14 protein-coding genes and 1 pseudogene are annotated in these 18,233 nt (G+C 72.8%); 8 read left to right on the forward strand and 7 right to left on the reverse strand.

What is annotated here, in order from left to right:
• The first annotated feature begins 55 nt into the window (after positions 1-55).
• Genes UO65_RS01090 through UO65_RS01100 form a run of 3 tightly spaced genes read left to right on the forward strand, consistent with a single transcriptional unit; the run spans position 56 to position 3,593 of the window.
• A complete protein-coding gene (locus UO65_RS01090) occupies positions 56-1,807 on the forward strand; it encodes an AMP-binding protein (protein WP_052020376.1) in 1,752 nt (583 codons plus the stop codon).
• Positions 1,804-3,030, forward strand: a complete 1,227-nt coding sequence (locus tag UO65_RS01095) for an FAD-dependent oxidoreductase (RefSeq protein ID WP_052020377.1) — start codon at positions 1,804-1,806, stop codon at positions 3,028-3,030. The genes UO65_RS01090 and UO65_RS01095 overlap by 4 nt, the downstream gene beginning before the upstream one ends.
• Entirely contained in the window at positions 3,027-3,593 is a 567-nt protein-coding gene (locus UO65_RS01100; protein WP_035277749.1) for an NADPH-dependent FMN reductase, read from the forward strand. Before UO65_RS01095 ends, UO65_RS01100 begins: the two co-directional genes overlap by 4 nt.
• Positions 3,594-3,698: 105 nt before the next feature.
• On the opposite strand, the gene UO65_RS01105 is transcribed toward UO65_RS01100, so the two are convergent.
• Entirely contained in the window at positions 3,699-4,916 is a 1,218-nt protein-coding gene (locus UO65_RS01105; RefSeq protein ID WP_035277750.1) for an FAD-dependent monooxygenase, read from the reverse strand.
• 240 nt (positions 4,917-5,156) lie between these two features.
• Between UO65_RS01105 and UO65_RS01110 the strand changes: the two genes are divergently transcribed.
• On the forward strand, positions 5,157-7,370 hold the full coding sequence (locus UO65_RS01110; RefSeq protein ID WP_063935851.1) for an MMPL family transporter: 2,214 nt from the start codon (positions 5,157-5,159) through the stop codon (positions 7,368-7,370).
• Positions 7,371-7,403: 33 nt separating this feature from the next.
• Here UO65_RS01110 and UO65_RS01115 read toward each other — a convergent pair whose 3' ends face one another.
• From UO65_RS01115 to UO65_RS01135, 5 genes are all read right to left on the reverse strand, one after another.
• Entirely contained in the window at positions 7,404-8,927 is a 1,524-nt protein-coding gene (locus UO65_RS01115) for a P-loop NTPase family protein (RefSeq protein ID WP_035277752.1), read from the reverse strand.
• Between the two features lie 81 nt (positions 8,928-9,008).
• Positions 9,009-10,229: a cytochrome P450 gene (locus UO65_RS01120; protein WP_052020379.1), complete on the reverse strand. Its 1,221-nt coding sequence runs from the start codon at positions 10,227-10,229 to the stop codon at positions 9,009-9,011.
• 79 nt (positions 10,230-10,308) lie between these two features.
• Positions 10,309-10,743 (reverse strand): DUF4260 family protein, encoded by a 435-nt coding sequence (locus UO65_RS01125; RefSeq protein WP_052020380.1) that lies wholly within the window; start codon positions 10,741-10,743, stop codon positions 10,309-10,311.
• A gap of 93 nt (positions 10,744-10,836) precedes the next feature.
• Positions 10,837-11,433, reverse strand: a complete 597-nt coding sequence (locus tag UO65_RS01130) for a TetR/AcrR family transcriptional regulator (RefSeq protein ID WP_035277753.1) — start codon at positions 11,431-11,433, stop codon at positions 10,837-10,839.
• Positions 11,421-12,233 (reverse strand): alpha/beta fold hydrolase, encoded by an 813-nt coding sequence (locus UO65_RS01135; protein ID WP_052020381.1) that lies wholly within the window; start codon positions 12,231-12,233, stop codon positions 11,421-11,423. The genes UO65_RS01130 and UO65_RS01135 overlap by 13 nt, the downstream gene beginning before the upstream one ends.
• Positions 12,234-12,445: 212 nt before the next feature.
• Between UO65_RS01135 and UO65_RS01140 the strand changes: the two genes are divergently transcribed.
• The 3 genes from UO65_RS01140 (at position 12,446) to UO65_RS01150 (ending at position 16,481) form a co-directional block, all read left to right on the forward strand.
• Entirely contained in the window at positions 12,446-14,062 is a 1,617-nt protein-coding gene (locus UO65_RS01140) for an MFS transporter (protein WP_052020383.1), read from the forward strand.
• Positions 14,063-14,072: 10 nt separating this feature from the next.
• Complete coding sequence (locus tag UO65_RS01145) at positions 14,073-15,329, forward strand: DUF3500 domain-containing protein (protein ID WP_052020385.1); 1,257 nt, start codon at positions 14,073-14,075, stop codon at positions 15,327-15,329.
• Between the two features lie 135 nt (positions 15,330-15,464).
• A complete protein-coding gene (locus UO65_RS01150; RefSeq protein WP_035277754.1) occupies positions 15,465-16,481 on the forward strand; it encodes a ketoacyl-ACP synthase III family protein in 1,017 nt (338 codons plus the stop codon).
• Between the two features lie 96 nt (positions 16,482-16,577).
• On the opposite strand, the gene UO65_RS01155 is transcribed toward UO65_RS01150, so the two are convergent.
• Positions 16,578-17,141, reverse strand: a complete 564-nt coding sequence (locus tag UO65_RS01155) for a TetR-like C-terminal domain-containing protein (RefSeq protein ID WP_084175200.1) — start codon at positions 17,139-17,141, stop codon at positions 16,578-16,580.
• 192 nt (positions 17,142-17,333) lie between these two features.
• On the opposite strand from UO65_RS01155, the pseudogene UO65_RS34140 reads away from it, so the two are divergent.
• A pseudogene (locus UO65_RS34140) lies at positions 17,334-18,211 on the forward strand (IS5 family transposase).
• The last annotated feature ends 22 nt before the right edge of the window (positions 18,212-18,233 follow it).

An 18,233-nucleotide genomic window follows, 5' to 3' on the forward strand; every position in this document is an offset into this window, starting at 1 on the left:
AGCCGGACCGGCGTTGAGCACGTTTTCTGAACCCCGCCACCCCTGGGAGTCCGCCTTGACCTCCACCCTGATCCCCCCGCCCGCGCTCGACCGCCCGGTGTTCACCGCCCCCGAGGTGCACCCGGACCGGATCGGCCTGCCCGTGGCCGGTGCCGCCCCGGCCGAGCCCGTCCCGGCGGACTCCCTGGGGGCCGCGCTCGCCTGGCGGGCCAAGTGGCGCCCGCTGTCGGTGGCCCACCACGTCGTCGACGGCAGGCAGGGCGAGACCCGGCTCACCTCCCGCGACCTGTACCGGCTCGCCGGTGCCGCCGCGGTGCGGCTGCGCCGGGCCGGGGTGGGCACCGGCGACGCCGTCGCGCTGTGCCTGGACACCTCGGTCGACCTGCTCGCCGCCCTGTACGGGGCGAGCCTGGTCGGCGCGGTGCCGTTCCTGGTGGAGCCCCCGCTCACCCGGGCCCGGCACGAGGGCTGGCTGAGCCGCACCGCCGCGATGGTCGCCGCCGCCACCCCCGCGGCGGTCGTCTGCGGGCCCGCCCTGGCCACCACCGCGGCCCGGCTCGGCCCGCCGGTCCTGGTGGCGCCGTTCGGCACCGCCGACATCCCGGCCCCCACCCCGGTCCGACCGGAGGCGCCCGCGCTGATCCAGTTCAGCTCGGGCACCACCGGCACCCCCAAGGCCGTGGTCCTGTCGCACCGGTCGGTGCTGGAGGCGTCCCGGGCCATCGCCCTGGCCGCGCCGTTCCTGGCCGGGGACATGCTCGGCGGCTGGCTGCCGCTGCACCACGACATGGGCCTGATCGGCACCGTCGTGTCCCCGTTCCTGCACAACCTGGCCAGCGCGATCATGCCGCCGCTGTCGTTCGTGATGCGCCCGGAGCGGTGGCTGACCCTGCTGCACCGGTTCCGCGTCACCATCTCGCCCGCCCCGAACTTCGCCTACCGGCTCGCCGCCGAGGCCATCGCGGGCTTGACCGCGGTCGGCCTGGACCTGAGCGCCTGGCGGGTCGCGTTCAACGGCGCCGAACTGGTCGACCACGCCACCCTGCGGCAGTGGCAGGCCGCGCTCGGCCCGCACGGCTTCGCCGCCACCTCGATGCGCCCCTGCTACGGCATGGCGGAGCTGGGCCTGGCCGCCACGTTCGCCCCGGCGGGCTCGCTGCCCAGGGTCCGCACGGTGAGCCGGTCCGCGCTCACCACCGAGGGCGCCCTGCTGCCGCCGCTGACCCCGGGGGACGCGCACGACCTGGTGTCCTGCGGGGTCGAGGTGCCCGGCCTGGCGGTCCGGGTGGTCGACGCCGACGGCCGCGAGGTCGGCGACTCGGTGATCGGCCGCGTCGAGGTCCGCGGCACCGCCATGATGACCGGCTACCTGGGGGAGCCGCCGCTGGCCCCCGGTTCCTGGCTCGACACCGGCGACCTGGGCTTCCGCGACTCGGGGGAGCTGGTGCTGACCGGCCGGGCCAAGGACCTGGTGATCGTCGCCGGGCGCAACCACCACCCGTACCCGATCGAGCAGGCCGCCTGCGAGCCGCCGCGCGTGCGACCCGGCGCCGCCGCCGCGGTCGGCGTGCCGGACCCGGTGCTGGGCACCGAACGGCTGGTCGTGGTGGTCGAGTCGGTGGTCTTCCGCGAACCCGCCGAGGCCGCCGCCCTGGCCTTCGAGGTGGAGCGGGTGGTGTCCGAGCGCACCGCCCTGCGCCCCGACCGGGTCCTGGTGGTCCGCCCGGGGACGCTGCCGCGCACCTCCAGCGGCAAGATGCGCCGCGGGCTGGTCGCGTCGATGGTGGCCTCCGGTGAGCTGGCGTGAGCACCACCGATGTGGTCGTGGTCGGCGGGGGACTGGCCGGGCTGACGGCCGCGGCCGTGCTCAGCCGCCGCGGCCACCGGGTCGTGCTGGTGGAGGCCGGTGGGGAACTGGGCGGTCGCGCCCGGACGACCTCGGTGGCGGGCTTCTCGCTGAACCTCGGGCCACGGGCGCTCTACAAGGGACACACGTACCGGATGCTGCGCTCACTCGGCATCCGGCTGCGCGCGGGCACCCCGGCGGTGGGGGACGGGCGCGCGCTGCGCGCCGGGGAGCTGACCCCGGGGTACGCAAGCGCTTTCGGCCTGCTGCGCAGCCCCCTGTTGTCCCTGCGCGAGCGGGCCGCGCTCGGTGCCTTCCTCGGTCTCACCCGCACCGCCCCCGCCGGGCTGACCGCCGAGGAGTGGCTGGCCGACGCGCTGCCCACCGAGCGCACCCGCGAGGCGGCGTTCGGGCTGCTGCGGGTGAGCTGCTACACCGGCTCCCCGGCGGTGGTCGACGCCCGCTCGGTCGCCGCGCAGCTCGCCCTGGTCCGCAAGGGGGTGCTCTACGTCGACGGCGGCTGGTCGTCCATCGTGGACGCCCTGCGCCGGGCGGCGCCCACCGCGACCCTGCGCACCGGCACCGTCGCCCGCGAGGTCGAACCCGGCCGCGTCACCCTCGCCGACGGCACCACCCTCGACGCCCCCGCCGTGCTGCTGGCCGGCCTGCCGCCCGCCAAGGCCGCGTCGCTGCTCGACGTCGAGCTGACCACCACCCCGGTCCGCACCGCCTGCCTCGACGTCGCCCTGTCCCACCTGCCCTCGGCCACCCCGGGGTTCGTCTACGGCCTCGACGAACCCCTCTACTACGCCGTCCACTCGCACGCCGCCCGCCTCGGCCCCGGCGCCGTCGTGCACCTGGCCCGCTTCGACGACGGGACAGCGCCCGGGGACACCCGCGCCCGCCTGGAATCCCTGCTGGAGCAGTGCCAGCCGGGCTGGCGCGACCACGTCGTGCACCAGCGGTTCCTCCCCGCCATCACCACCACCCACGGCCCCGGCGCCGCCGACACCCTCGCCGCCGCCCTGGCCGACCGCCCCGGCGTCCACGCCTGCGGCGACTGGACCGGCTCAACAGCCCTGCTCGCCGACGGCACTGTCGAGTCCACCCTGCGCGCCTGCGACCGGATCTCCACCCAGCTCGCCCACCCCCGCCCCGTCCCAGTCCCCGGAGGTTCGCGGTGACCACCCCCACGATCGCCCTCGTCGGCGGTTCCACCCGCCCGGAATCGGTCAGCGAGCGCGCCCTGCGCGTCGTCGCCGGCCAACTCGCGGCCCGGGGCTGCGCGGTGGAGCTGCTGACCGCCCGCGACCTGCTCCTGCCGCTATACGACCCGGTGTCGCTGCACCGCACCCCCCAGGCCCGGAACCTGGTCTCCGCCCTGGCCTCCTGCGACGGCCTGGTCCTGTCCACCCCCACCTACCACGGCGGCATGTCCGGGCTGATGAAGAACGCCCTGGACTACGCCGAGGACCTCGCCTCCGCCACACCGTCCTACCTCGATGGTCGGGCGGTCGGCTGCATCGCCACCGGCTGGAGCGACCACGGCGCCGCCACGGCGGTCGCCGACCTGCGCAACAGCACCCAGTCGCTGCGCGCCTGGACCACCCCGATGGGCGTTCCGATCAACGCCCTGTCCCGCCCGGACGTGTTCACCGACCCGAGGCTGCTGCGCCGCCTGGACATCCTCACCGACCAGGTCGTGACGATGGCCCGCGCCCGCCTCGCCACCGCCCTGCCCGCCTGAGACCGGGAAGGCCCGACCGGTGCTCCGGTCGGGCCTTCCCGTGCAGCGCCGTTCCAACGCAGAGGGCCCGCTCCCGGGGGGAGCGGGCCCTCTCGTCGTCGGTGCCTACGCCGCCTTCTCGCGCTTCTGGAGGCGGAAGTACGCGTCGGCCAGCACGCGCTGCTTGAGGAACGCGCTGCGGTTCATCGCCCGGTACAGCGAGCTGCGCAGGAACACGCCCGCCCTGCTGCCGAAGGTGAACATGCGCTCCTGGCGCAGTTGCAACCCGCGCGACCGCTTGACCTCCGGCTCGCGGATGCGCTGGAACTCCACCGCGGCGGCGGCCAGCGCGGTGCGGTGGTCGGCCTCCTCGAGGGCGGCGGTGAGCATCGGGGCCAGTGTCACCGCGTCGATCAGGGCGTGGTTGACGCCCTGGCCGAGGACGGGGGACAGGGTGTGCGCGGCGTCGCCGATGACCAGCAGGCCGTCGCGGGACCAGCGGGGGACCACGGACGTGAAGATGTCGAGCATGGAGGTGTCGGAGTAGCCGGTCACCTTCTCCCGCACCAGGGTCGACAGCTCGGGGGCCAGCTCGTCGATCTTCTCGTGCAGGGCGCCGATGCCCTGCTTGCGCAGCTCCCTGAGGCCGCCCTTGGGGATGTTGAAGCCGACCCGGACCATGTCGGGGTAGGTGGGGATGAACAGGCCGTGCCGGTCGCCCTTGATCCGCACCCGGTAGGTCTCGGTGTCCCACTCCGGCGGCAGCGGCAGCTTGAGCCACACCACGTCGCGGTCGAGCGGGACGCGCTCGTGGGCCAGGCCGGACATCTCCAGGACCTTGGAGTAGCGGCCGTCGGCGCCGATGACGATCTTCGCGGCCAGCTCGCGCTCCCCGCCGGGGTCCTTGATCCGCACCCCGGTCACCGCGCCGTCGGCCTCCAGCAGGCCCACGACGGTGGACTTGCGCAGCATGGAGAAGTTGTCGAAACCGCTGGCGACGTTGTCCATCACCCCGAGCAGGGTCGGCTGCGGCAGCTCCAGCGGGAAGCGGTGCTCGTACTCGAAGTCGGCGAAGGCGGTGTCCAGCACCGTCCGGCCGTCCTCGGTGATCTCCATCCGGGTGGTGGTCAGCGCGCCCTCGGCCTTGATCTTGTCCAGCACCCCGAGCCGGTCGAGGACCAGCACCGCGTCCGGCGAGACCGACTCGCCGCGGAAGGAGCGGTTGAAGTGCCCGCTCTGCTCCACCACGGCGACCTCGACCCCCTGCCGCGCGAGTTCGAGCCCGAGGGCCAGGCCCGCTGGCCCGCCCCCGACGACGCAGACATCGACTGCCGTTGGACTCATGGGTTCCGTCTCCTCGCTCGCGTGATCTCCTGCGCCCAGGGTCGACGGACCTGCTACGCCCCCCGTGGGAGCGGCGCTGAAGCGGTTCTTAAGCCCCGGTCGCGGGAGCTGAGGATTCACTGAGACCGGCGAAGTTGGGTCTAGCGGCCATAGCCGAACGGCTATTAGCCTTAGCCCATTGGATCGGGGGCCTAGCCAGGTTCCGCGCACCGGTCCGAGTCAACCAACCGAGGGGACCCCATGCTGACCGCACTGACAGCGCTGCTGCAGCGGCACAAGCGCCTCGTCCTGCTGGCGGCGACCGCGGTGCTCGTGGTCGCCGGGCTGCTGACCGCCGACCTGTCCTCCAGGCTCACCAACGGCCTGGAGGACTACGACGACCCCAGCGGCGGCAACGTCGCCGCCCGCGAGGTCATCCGCGACGTCACCGGCATCGACCCGCAGCAGGGCTACATGCTGCTCGTGCACGCCGACACCGCCCTCGCCCCGGACGCCGCGCCGCCCGCGGCCGTCACCGAGGCCATCGCCCTGCTCAGGGGCCGCGGCGAGGTGCGCAACGTCATCGACTACGCCTCCACCGGCAACGCGGGCCTGATCGCCGAGGACGGCACGTCGACGGTCATCGTCGGCGAGGTCGGGCCCATGTCGGACCAGGCGGCCATCGACGCCGAGAAGCATATGCAGGAGGCCATCGAGGCCAACCCGGCGCTGCGGGGCCGCACCGAACTCGGCGGCGCCACCCCCGCCCACACCCAGCTCGCCAACGTCACCAACGAAGACCTCGGCATCTCCGAGACCATCGCGACGCCGATCCTGCTCATCCTGCTGTTCCTGGTCTTCCGCGGCCTCACCGCGGCGCTGCTGCCGATGCTCGGCGGCGCGTTCGCGATCATGCTGACCCTGCTGGGGATGCGCGGCCTCACCGAGCTGATGAACGTCTCCTCCGGCGGCCTGAACCTGGCCTTCGCCCTGGGCCTGGGCCTGTCCATCGACTTCAGCCTGCTCATCGTCTCCCGCTTCCGCGAGGAACTGGCCCAGGGCCGCTCGACCACCGATGCCCTGCGCCGCACCGTGAACACCGCGGGCCGCACCGTCGCGTTCAGCTCCCTGACCGTCGCGGCGGCCCTGGCCACCCTGGCGATCTTCCCCCAGTCCTACCTGCGCTCCATGGGCCTCGCGGGCGTCATGACCGTGGTGTCGGCGGCGGTGTTCGCGCTGCTGGTGCTGCCCGCCCTCCTCGCCGCCCTGGGTCACCGCGTCAACTCCCTGGCGCCGAAGTCCTGGCAGCGCGGCGCCGAGCGCCCGGCCGAGCAGGGCCGCTGGTACCGCGTCGCCACCACCGTCATGCGCCGCGGCGGCCTGTTCACCGCCCTGTCGGTGCTGATCCTGCTCGTCCTCGCCTCCCCGCTACTGGGCGTCAAGTTCGCGGGCGTCGACCCCAGCGACATGCCCGGCGACGTGTCCTCGGGCAAGGTCGCCCACGCCCTGGAAGCCGACTTCGCCAACTCACCCACCGGCCCCCTCCAGATCGTCGTCGAAGCCCCCGCCGACGCCGCCCCCTCCCTGGCCGCCTACAGCGCCGAGGTCGCCAAGGTCCCCGGCATCCAGGGCGTCAGCACCCCCCGCCCGCTGGGCCCCGACCACTGGCAGATCGACGCCGCCGTCAACAACCCCGAGGGCGACGCGGGCGAAACCACCGTCCGCGCGGTCCAGGCCCTCCCCACCCCCCACCCGACCCAGTACACCGGCCAGACGGCGGACCTGCTGGCCCAGCGCGACGCCATCTCCGACACCCTGCCCACCGCCGCCATCACCCTGGTCGCCCTGACCCTGCTGCTGCTGTTCGTCTTCACCGGCTCGGTCATCGTCCCGCTCATGGCCCTCCTGCTCAACGCCCTGAGCGTCGGCGCCGCGTTCGGCATCCTCGTCTGGGCCTTCCAGGACGGCAACCTCGCGGGCTTCCTCCACTTCACCGACGTCCGCGCCCTGGAGCAGACCTCCCCAATCCTCCTGTTCGCCCTGGCGTTCGGCCTCTCCACCGACTACAACCTGTTCCTCCTGGGCCGGGTCAAGGAAGCCCGCGACAACGGCGTCGGTGACCGCGAGGCGGTGGCCCTGGGCATCGAGCGCACCGGCCGGATGGTCACCTCGGCGGCGGTCCTGTTCTGCATCGCCGTGGGCGCGCTCATGTTCTCCCGCATCACCCTGATCGCGGAACTGGGCTTCGGCACGACCCTGGCGGTCCTGATCGACGCCACGATCGTCCGGGCGATGCTGGTCCCGTCGCTGATGGGCCTGCTGGGCAAGTTCGCCTGGTGGTCCCCGAAGCCGCTGCGCGCCCTGCACAGCAAGCTGGGCTTCGACAAGCTGGAGAAGCACGACGAACCCGCTGTGGTTCCCGACTCCGACGTCAAGCCGGAAGCGGAGTCCGACAAGAAGCTTGCGGGCGTGTAACCCCGACCGCACAGCAAGGAGCCCGCCCGGCGATCACGCCGGGCGGGCTCCTTGGTCCTCGTCCTCCGCGATGAGTTCCCTGATCCCCTTCGCGTACTTCCTGAGGTCCCGGGCGGCGCCATCGTTGTCGTAGCCCCCTTGCTCCACGACGTGCACGATGGCATCGAGCAGTGCTGCGGCGGTGGCACCCCGGGTGAGGCCGCCGCGGAACTGGTCGGACAGCGACTGGTGCGCGTGCGTGAGGAAGAGGAAGTCCTCCCCTCCGCCCTCGCCCGGGCGCCCGGGGGCGAGGCGATCGGCGTACCGGATGATGAGCCGGGCGACCGCCGCTTCCTGGACGACGCGGTCGGCGACCGCACCCGGCTGCGCGCGCGTGACCTCGCGGATGACGGGGTGCAGGACGACGCTCGGGGGGAACTGTTCGTCGGAGAATCCCCCGACCAGGCCGGTCCCCAGCAGGTGCGCCAGCGTGGATGCCAACGCCGTCGCGGTCAGGCCGTCGAAGATCGGCTCCGCGGCGAGGACCCCGGCGTCCAGCACGCCATGGGGGATCGGGGCCCAGGAGAAGGCGGCCAGCAGGCGCAGAACGGGCCGGGCGAAGTGGTGACCCTGGTCGGTGAGCAGGTCCAGGGTCATCTCCCACGCCGTGCCCAGGCCCTCCTGCCGGTCCCGCGACTCCGCCAGGTCGGCCACGTGCTCGCGCCACCGCGCCTCGTACTCGGCGAACGTGCGGGGGAGGTCCAGGCCGGGCAGGAGCGGGGTGTCCGCGGCGGCGCGGAGGTATTTCCCCGCCAATCGCAGCGCCAGCGGCAGGTTCCCCAGGCAGTGCGAAAGCCGCTCCGCAGCCTCCGCGTCGCCTGCCGCTGGGCAGAGGTCCAGCAGCACGGCGGCGCCGTCGGATCGCGACAGTGCGTCCACCCGGTGACGAATCGCGGTCTCGGGCCAGGGGACGGGCCTGCCGTCGCGGGTCGTGATGAGCAGGGTGCAGCCCGGGGGCGGGGTGCGCAGCCAGCCCCGTCCGTCGATGAGGCCGTCGGGGCCCGCGAGCACCGACAGGTCGTCGGCGTTGTCGATGACGAGCAGCCACGGGCGACCCGGAGCGCCCAAGGCGTTCCAGAGCACCGACGAGGCCGAGCCGTCCCCGTTCCAGGCTTCCCTCACCCGCTGCGGATCGGCGCCCGCCTCGAAGGCCACCTCGCGCAACCCTTCGGACAATCCCGTCGCGGTCGACGCGTCGACCCACCAGACGGTCAGCGCGTCGCGCAGCTCGCGGCACAGCGCGAGGGCGATCGTGGTCTTGCCGAAGCCGCCGCCCGCGTGCAGGACGACCACGGACGGCTCCGCGCCCCGGGCCTGGGCCACCAGAGACGCCACGACCTCGTCGCGGCCGTGCACGGTGCCGGTCAGCCGGGACCAGGGGACCGCCGCCGACCCCGATCCCGGAGCCCGGCCGATCCCGCCCAGCGCGATGGTCCCCGCGTGCACGGTGTGCGCTTGGAACACCGCACCGTCGACGTCGCCGGTGACCGCCTGGTGCGCGACCTCGTTCTCCTCCACCGGTCCAGTGTCCACGACTTCCCCCGCACACGAAAAGGACCGCCGAAGCCCCGGGCTCGGCGGTCCTCTTCGTCGTGCGGCCTACCAGGTGACGGGCAGCGACTCCAGCCCGTGCACCATCATCCCGCTCTTCATCCGCAGTGCGTCCAGCTCCGTGTCCAGCCGCAGCGTCGGGAAGCGCTCGAACACCGACCTGATGGCGATCTCCAGTTCCAGCCGGGCCAGGTTGGCGCCCAGGCAGAAGTGCACCCCGTGGCCGAAGGCCAGGTGCTGGGAGTTCTCCCGGTCGACGTCGACCTCGGTGGGGTTGAGGTAGCGGCGGTCGTCGCGGTTGCCGGAGGCGACGGCGGCCATGACGGCGCTGCCCTTGGGGATCACCGTGCCCGCGACCTCCACGTCCTCCAGGGTGATGCGGATGGGGCCGCCGTCGCCGATGGGGTTGACGCGGAGCAGTTCCTCGACCAGGGCGCCGATCTTCTCCGGGTGGTTGTCGACGACGTCGCGCAGGTGCGGCTGGCGCAGGATGGTGAGCACGCAGGCGCCGATCATGCTGACCGTGGTCTCGTGCCCGGCCACCAGCAGCGTCATCGCCATGATGACCAGTTCGCCCTCGTCGAGGGAGTTGTCGTCGTCGTGGGCGGTGATCAGCGCCGAGAGGAGGTCCGAGCCGGGTTCGGCGCGCTTGCGCTGCACCAGTTCCCAGATGTAGCCCGCCATGGCGAGCCGTTCGGCCATCATCTGCTCCTCGGTCATCGTGGTGAGGGCCACGATGGCGTTGGACCAGTTGCGGAACTTCTCCCGGTCCTCGAAGGGAACGCCGAGCAGTTCGCAGATCACCGCGACCGGCATCGGGAACGCCAGCGCCACGTTGAGGTCGGCATGGCCGTCACCCTTGGCCATCTCGTCCAGCAGGTCGTCGGTGAGCTGCTGGATGCGCGGGCGCATCTCGCGGACGCGGCGGTTGGTGAACTCCGCCGCGACCAGCTTGCGCAGCCGGGTGTGCTCCGGCGGGTCCAGGGTGAACAGGCTGTTCGGCGGGGGCGTGACGTGGGTCAGCTTGGGCGCGCCCGGCTCGACCGTGGCCGCCCGGCTGAACCGCAGGTCCGAGAGCACCAGCTTGGCGTCCTCGTAGCGGCTGACGACGTAGCCCTCGTCCCCGCTGGGCAGCGACACCTTCGCCACCGGGTCCTCTTCGCGCAGCTTCTCGTACAGCGGCGGGACCTCGATGGCCGACGGCCGGTGGAACGGGTAGGCGTACGGGCACTTCGTGGCGGCGGGTGGGATCTCTGATGCGGTGTCCACATCGGCTCCGATCGGGTTTCGCTCTCCGGGGCTTCGCCTCCAGTGTCGAAGACCCCGCTACGCGAACCCTTAAGCGGCGCTACGCCGGATCACCCTGCCAGCGCTGGAAACCCGCCCGGTTGCGCGGGCCGTAGCCGAAAGCCCGGTCGACCATGATGTGCGCCAACCACATCACGCCCAGGGTGAAGCCGGGGGCGGCCTCGTCGTTGGTCTCGGTCATCAGGCTGAACCAGGCGATGACCAGGACCGGCGGCAGCCAGTGGTGCGTGGCGTTGTAGAACGGCACGACCTTCGGCGAGAGCTGGCTCTTGGCCAAGCCCTTGCCCCAGAACCCGAACAGCAGCGGGATGTCCGGGGCGAGGGCGCCGATGAGGCCGGTGGCCCAGGTGGTGCCGCCGTGCTCGACCATCTCGAAGACGCCGAACGCCAGGAAGAACGCGCCGCCGAGGCCCCAGCCGGTGCGGCTCGCGGCGGTGGGCGGGGAGGTGGGCTTGGTGGGGACGAGCAGGTTCATCACGGGTCCTCGCGGAGACGTGCGGGTGCGCGCCGCGGGTGACGGCGGTGTCGGTCGCGGTGCGCGCCCGCGGGGTCGGTCGGGGGAGATCGGTCAGGTGGTCGGTGTGCTGCCCTGGGCCGCCATGGCCCGCAGGCCCGCGTCGAGCAGGTCGATCAGCCGCTCGAAGCTGGCCTCGATCTCGGTCGGCAGGCCGAAGCCGCCGAGCTGTTCGAGGCTGACGAAGCCGTGCATCGCGCTGCGCAGGATGCGGGCGGCGTGGATGGAGTCCTCGCCGACGAGGTCGTAGCTGCGCAGCACGTTCAGGGCCAGCGAGGTGAGTTCCCCGCTGAGCTTGTGGAGGGCCGCCTGGTCCGGGTCGTTCGGGTCGGGGGCGCGCTGGGCGGCGGCGTAGCGGCCCGGATACCTGCCCGCGAACTCGCGGTAGCTGCGGCAGCAGGCGCGCAGCGCGTCGGTGCCCGCCCGGCCCACGGTGGCGCCGCGGATGGCCTCGGCCATGCTCTCGTTGGCGATCGCGGCCAGCCGCCGGTGCAGGTCGGCAAGGCCGTTGATGTGCTTGTACAGCGAGGGCACCCGGATGCCCAGCTCGCTCGCCAGCCGGGCCAGGGTCAGCGACTCCAGCCCCTCGCTGTCGGCGATCTCGGCCGCCTCCTGCACGACCTTGGCCGTGTTGAGCCCTACTCGCGGCACGACGACCGGTCCAGGCTGCCGCGCAGGCCCGCCACCGCCGCGGCGACGGTGTCCGGGCGCTCGGCGTGCGGGTAGTGCCCGGCACCGGCCACCATGACCGCGGTGCCGCCGAGCGCGTCGGCGGCGAAGCGGGCCTCGGCGGCGGGGTCGGGGAAGTCGGGGTCCCGCTCGCCCATGACGACCACGGCCGGGCAGCGCACCGCGGTCAGCGCGGCCTCGGCGACCGCGTGATCGCCGCGCAGCATGTCGAGCACCGCGGCGAACCGGCCGGGTTCGGCCAGGTTGGCCGCCAGCGCGCGCTTGCGCTCGGCGAGGTCGGCCGGTTTGTCGCCGAACAGGTTGGGCCAGTAGGCGCACCACAGCGCCCGCCCCAGCCACGGCACCGCGAACAGGGCGTTCGCCAGCCGGTCGAGGGCGGTGACGGGTTGGTCGCGGACGAACGGGCCGGTCAGCACCAGGCCCGAGACCGCCTCCGGCGCGCGGGCGGCGGCGATGACCGCGGCCCCGGCGCTGTAGCTGTTGCCCACCAGCACGGCGGGGCCGCCGAGGTGGGCGACGAGGGCCAGCAGGTCCTCGGCGACGTCGGTCTCGTGGTGGCTGTCCCAGCCGGTGCTGGACTCCCCGTGCCCGCGCAGGTCGAGCCAGGCGACCCGGTGGCCGCGGGCGACGAGCCGGTCGACGAGGTCGGTGAAGGTGCCGCGCAGGTCGCCCAGGCCCGGTGCGCACACCACGAGCGGCCCGTCGCCGCGCACCTCGTGGGCCAGGCGCCCGCCGGGTCGGTCGAGGTACCGCACGCCCATCGCGCTGCCATCCTTCCGACCGGTCCCGTCGCGAGCGCTAGCCTTGAGGCTAACGCCAGTAGCCAGCACGGCCAATGCTGCCGGGTGTCCGGCCCGATGTCAAACACCTCCGCCCACCGGCGGCTGGGCGACCAACCGGCCGATTAGCCCCGCTTAAGCGGACCCGGCTGACATGGGGCGGACTTCCCTGCCCGCACCAGCGAGGAGCCGCCGTGGACAGCGAACCGCACCCGCGCCGCCAGTGGACACTCTCGGTCATGTCGCTGTCGCTGCTGGCGATCGTGCTGAACAACAGCGTCCTCAACGTCGCCATCCCGCAGCTCATCGAGGAACTCGACGCGAGCACCACCGAGGTCCAGTGGATCGTCGACGTGTACTCGCTGGTCTTCGCGGGCCTGCTGCTCGCGGCGGGCGCGGTGGCCGACCGGTTCGGGCGCAAGCGCTTCACCCTCGGCGGGCTGGTGCTCTTCGGCCTCGGGTCGCTGCTCGCGGCGGCCTCCGACGACGTCGGCCAACTGCTGGCCGCCCGCGCGGTGATGGGCCTGGGCGCGGCGTTCGTCATGCCGGGCACCCTGTCGATCATCGTGCAGGTGTTCGCCCCCGGCCCGGAGCGGCGGCGGGCGATCGCGGTGTGGGGCGGGGTGTCCGCGCTCGGCGTGGCCATCGGGCCGGTGGTCGGCGGGGTGCTGGTAACCCACTTCGGCTGGGCGTCGGTGTTCGTCCTCAACGTGCCGCTGGTGCTGGTCACCGCGGGGATCGGGCTGGTGGTGGTGCCCGAGTGGCGCGACCCGGCCGCGGCCCCGGTCGACCTGCCCGGTGCCGCGCTGGGCGCCGCGGCCACGGTGGCGCTGGTCTACGCGATCATCGAGGCCCCGGTGCACGGCTGGGTGTCCCCGCCGGTCCTCGGCGCGTTGGCCGCCGCCGTCGCCGCCGGGTTCGGCTTCACCGCCCGGATGCGTCGCGCCGAGCACCCGCTGGTGGACCTGGCGGTGTTGCGCAGCCGCACCTTCCTCGGCGCCAGCGTCGGGAACCTGCTGCTGGTGTTCGGGCTCGCCGCCACCCTGTTCGTGCTCACCCAGCGGTTGCAGATCGCGTTCGGCTTCAGCCCGTTGCAGGCGGGGCTGGCCATCGCGCCGGTCGCGGTGGCGGTCGGGGTGTCCTCCGGGTTCGCCGCCGCGCTCACCACCCGCCTGGGCACCCGGGGCGCGGTCGGCCTCGGGCTCGCGGTGGCCGCGGCGGGCATCTTCACCATCGCCTGGGCGGGCGGGTACTGGCAGGTCCTCGCCGGCCTGCTCGCCGTCGGTGTCGGGTTCGGCCTCTCCATGTCCCCGGCCACCGAGGCGATGCTCAGCACCGTCCCGGACGAGCGCAGCGGCATGGGCTCGGCGATGAACGACACCATGCAGGAACTCGGCTTCGCCCTCGGCGTCGCCGTCGTCGGCACCGTGTCGCAGCGGCTCTACGCCGACGCGCTGGCCGACCTGCCCGCCGCGGCGCGCTCGTCGCTCGGCGGCGCGCTGCGGCTGTCGCGGGAGGAGGGGCGGGGCGGGGTGGCCGACCGGGCGCTCGACGCCTTCACCACCGCCGCGGGCGTCGGCATGACCGTGGCCGCCGCGGTCGTCCTCGCGGGCGCGGTCTTCGCCGCGGCGACCCTGCCCGCCCGGGTGCGGCCCGGCGCGGCGGTCGGTCCGGAACGCGTCGGCGCCTCGTCCTCACCGGGTGCCGCGGGATCACGAGGTCCGGGCGCGCGCGGAACCGCCGGACCCGGTCGCAGCCCACTCAGCGCGCGCTGGGGCGGCTCACAACCCGTCCAAAGGAACGCTCCCTAGCGTCACCGGTGTGAACGAGACCAGCGCGACCACCGACCCGACCACCGCACCGCCTCCCCGGCGCCGCAAGGCGCTGTGGGTCGCCTCGGCGCTGCTCGCCGCGGGGCTCTCCCTCGCCGGGTGCGCGGGCACCGGTACGGCCACCTCGACCAGCCCGACCACCTCGGGCGACACCGCCATCTCGACCCTCGTCGATTCCGCGAGCGCGTCGTCGAGCACCACCGCCGAGACCATCTCGAACACCGCGGCCGCCGCGCAGGCGTTCCTCGCGACTCTGTCCGACGAGCAGCGCGAAGCCGTGCTGTACGCCTACGACGACGAGACCAAGACGACCTCGTGGTCGAACTTCCCCGTCACCTTCGTCGAACGCGCCGGCCTCGACCTCACCGACCTCACCGGGGAGCAGCGGGCCGCCGCGATGGCCGTCCTCGAAGCCCTCCTGGACGACGAGGGCTACGAAACCGTCACCGGCATCATCGGCGGCGACGAGTACCTGGCGGAGAACAGCTCCAGCACCGAGGAGTCGCTGGGCCAGTACTACATCGCCTTCTTCGGCGACCCGTCCGCGACGAGCGCCTTCGAATTGCAGTTCGGCGGCCACCACCTCGGCATCAACGCCACCCTCGACGGCGCGACCGACGCCATCACCTTCGCCCCGACCCACCTGGGCTTGCAGCCCGCCGCCTACACCAACGCCGACGGCGACCAAGTGCAGCCCTTCGCGGACATCCACACCACAGCGTTCGCCTTCTACAACAGCCTCACGGACGAGCAGAAAACCACCCTCTACCAGGGCGAGGACGTCGCGAACATGGTGTGCGCGCCCGGAAGCACCTGCGACTACCCCACTGGAACCGGGCTCTCCGGCGCGGATCTCACCGACGAGCAGAGGCAACTCCTCCTCGACGTCATCGCCAACTGGGTCGGCCTCGCCGACGAGGAGACCACCGCTGATGCCCTGGCCAAGATCGAGGCCACCCTGGACACCACCTACGTCAACTGGTCGGGTGCCACCACCTACGACATGACCCAGGGCAACGGCATCTACTTCCAGATCTCCGGACCGAACGCGTACATCGAGTTCGCGGCCCAGCAGGGCTCGGCGGGTGCCGACGTCGACGGCGTCGTCACCTCCGGCTGGGGACACGTCCACACCATCTACCGCGACCCCACCAACGACTACGCGAACAGCGCGATGCAGCAGGAGGCCACCGGCGGCATGGGCGGCGGCGCGCCCGGGGGCGGCACCCCGCCCCCCGGCAACTGATGCACTGATCGCTTAAGCACCCCGCAAGCGCCGGGGGAGACGATCGGCGTGGCCCCTCCGGCGTCCGCCGCGGGCCGAGACCCCCGCCGGGGAACAGCGGGCGGTCCGACCACTCCAGACGAAAGCGGGACTGGCATGCACTGGGAGAACACGTACGTCGCGGGTCTGGGGGTGGACCTCCCCGAGCCGCACAGCGCGGAGCAGGCCGTCCGCGACGGTCTCTACGACGCGGTGGAGTTCGAGGCCAACGGCATCCTGTCGGTCCTCGTCGGCGAGGACCCGGCGCCGGTGATGGCCGCCCGCGCGGGAACCGCCGCGCTGGCCGCCTCCGGCCGCTCGGCCGACGAGTGCGCCCTGGTGCTGCACGCCAGCCTGTGGTTCCAGGGCGTCGACATGTTCCCGGCCGCCTCCTACGTGGCCCGGTTCTCCGTCGGCGAGCGCGTGCCCGCCTACGAGGTCCTGCAGCAGTGCAACGGCGGCATGGCCGCGCTCGAACTGGCCGCCACCCAGCTCTCGGTGCGCGCCGAGCCGTCCACCGCGCTGATCACCACCGGCGACCGCTTCGCGCTGCCCGGCATCGACCGCTGGCGCAGCGAGGACGGCATCCTCTACGGCGATGGCGCCACCGCGCTGCTTTTGGCCAACGACCGCGGCTTCGCCCGCCTGCTGTCCACCGCCACCGTGTGCGACAACAGCCTGGAGCAGGTCGTCCGCGGCCCGGACTGGTACGACTCGCCCGGCTCGAAGCAGCTCGCCCTGGGGGAGCGCATCGCCGCGTTCCCCGGGGGCATGGGCGCGGTCCGCGAGGCCGCGGGCCGCCTGGGCGCGACCGTGCGCTCCTCGATCGACCAGGCGCTGGTAGACGCGAAGACGGACATGTCGGAGATCGCCCACGTGGTGATCCCGGCCAGCGGTCGGGCCAAGCTCCAGTGGCAGTTGCACCAGCTCATCGGCATCGACGAGGCCAAGACGAGCTGGGAGTTCGGCCGCCTCGCGGGCCACATCGGTGCGGGCGACCAGTTCGCGGGCCTGCACCACGCGGTGCGGACCGGGATCGTCGGCGTCGGCGACAAGGTGCTGCTCGTGGGCGGTGGCGCGGGCTTCACCTCCACCTGCGCGGTGGTGGAGGTGAAGTCCGCCCCCGCCGTCTGAGACCGCTCGGGGCCACCGGGAATCCCCGCCGGTGGTCCCGGGCTCCCATGACGGAGAAGGCCACCCGGGACCCGGGTGGCCTTCTCCGTCATGGGCTCAGTCCCGGCGGGTGCTCAGCGAGTTGTCGAGCATCGTGATCAGCTCCTCGAAGCTCAACTCCAGCGGCACGTCGAGCTGGAAGCCGGAGTCGCGCTCCAGGCAGACGAACCCGTGCAGCACGCTGCGCACCATCCGCACCACCGGGATCTGGTCGTCGTCGTCGAGGTCGTAGCCGCGCAGCGTCTCCGCGACCACCCGCAGCATCGTTGCCCTGGCGGCGCCGAGTTCGGCGGAGGAGTCCATCGGGTGCTGGATGGAGTCGTAGCGGCCGGGCCTGCTCAGCGCGAACTCGCGGTAGGCGTGGCAGGTGGCGGCCAGCGCGTCGGCGCCGGAGCGGCCCGCGGCCGCCGAGCGCAGCGCCTCGGCCAGTTCACCGGTCGCGCTGGCGGCCAGCCTGCGGAACAGGTCGCCGATGCCGTCGATGTGCTTGTACAGCGACGGGACCCGCACGCCGAGGTGGGCGCTGAGCTTGCCCAGGGTCAGCGCGCCCAGGCCGTCGGCGTCGGCGAGGTCGGCCGCGGCGGCGACCACCGACGTGGTCGTGAGGCCTCTTCTCGGCATCGGGCGTCCCCCCAGGGCGGTTATCAGTCGTAGCTTCAAAGCTAAGTAGACTAGCCGAAGCTGAGGGTTGTCAAGCTTCCACCGACCGCGCCCCCCGGCCCGGAAGCCTTGCACGGCAATGGAGTCGACGGGCGGGTCCGACTAGGGCGTGTCCTGCGGATCTTTCCCATGATCGTGTGCAGATGATGGGGTGTGGTCGGACGTGGTGAGCTGACGGACAAGGCCTGGGCTGCGATCGCGCCGTTGCTGCCCGCGCAGAGCGGGCAGCGCGGTGGTCGGTGGCGCAGTCACCGGCAGGTGATCGACGCGATCCTGTGGAAGGAACGCACCGGCGCGCCCTGGCGTGACCTGCCAGGACGGTATGGGCCGTGGAAGACAGCGCACGAACGGTTGCGGAAGTGGACCGCCGACGGGACGTGGGACCGGATACTGGAGCACGTGATCGTCAAAGACGACTCACTCGGGACACTCGAGGACAACGTGGCCTTCGTGGTCAGCGTCGACTCCACGAGCATCCGGGCCCACCAACACGCGGCCGGTGCCCGGAAAAAGGGGGCTGCGCGGACTGGATCGAGAACCTCGCCATCGACGGGGAATGCCTCGGACGCTCCCGCGGAGGGCTGACGACCAAGCTCCATCTGGCCGTCGACGCGGCCGGTCTGCCGCTGGCGGTGATCCTCACCCCCGGCCAGGCCGGGGACAACCCGCAACTGCTGCCGCTGCTTGAGGACATCGATGACATCGACGTCGACGGGCAGCGGGTGCGGGTCGGGCGGGTGATCGCCGACAAGGCCTACGCCCACCCGAGCACCCGCACCGCGCTACGACAGCGACGGATCAAGGCCACTATCCCCGAGCGTGTCGACCAGGTCGCCCACCGCAAGGCCAAGGGCTCGGCCGGTGGCAGGCCACCGGCCTTCGACACCGACATCTACAAGATGCGCAACGTCGTCGAACGCTGTTTCAACCGGCTCAAGCAGTTCCGCGGCCTGGCCACCAGGTTCGCCAAACGAGCCGCCTACCACCGAGCCGAGATCATCCTCGCCTGCATCGTCCTCCATCTCAAGTGAAGATCCGCAGGACAGGCCCTAG

The sequence above is a fragment of the Actinokineospora spheciospongiae genome (assembly GCF_000564855.1).
GTDB classification, from domain to species: Bacteria; Actinomycetota; Actinomycetes; order Mycobacteriales; family Pseudonocardiaceae; genus Actinokineospora; species Actinokineospora spheciospongiae.

Bases quoted from the DNA above. Each gene is read 5' to 3' on its own strand.
- UO65_RS01125 (WP_052020380.1), bottom strand. From the start codon at position 10,743: ATGAACCTGCTCGTCCCCACCAAGCCCACCTCCCCGCCCACCGCCGCG.
- UO65_RS01135 (WP_052020381.1), bottom strand. From the start codon at position 12,233: ATGGGCGTGCGGTACCTCGACCGACCCGGCGGGCGCCTGGCCCACGAG.
- UO65_RS01110 (WP_063935851.1), top strand. From the start codon at position 5,157: ATGCTGACCGCACTGACAGCGCTGCTGCAGCGGCACAAGCGCCTCGTC.
- UO65_RS01155 (WP_084175200.1), bottom strand. From the start codon at position 17,141: ATGCCGAGAAGAGGCCTCACGACCACGTCGGTGGTCGCCGCCGCGGCC.
- UO65_RS01105 (WP_035277750.1), bottom strand. From the start codon at position 4,916: ATGAGTCCAACGGCAGTCGATGTCTGCGTCGTCGGGGGCGGGCCAGCG.
- UO65_RS01150 (WP_035277754.1), top strand. From the start codon at position 15,465: ATGCACTGGGAGAACACGTACGTCGCGGGTCTGGGGGTGGACCTCCCC.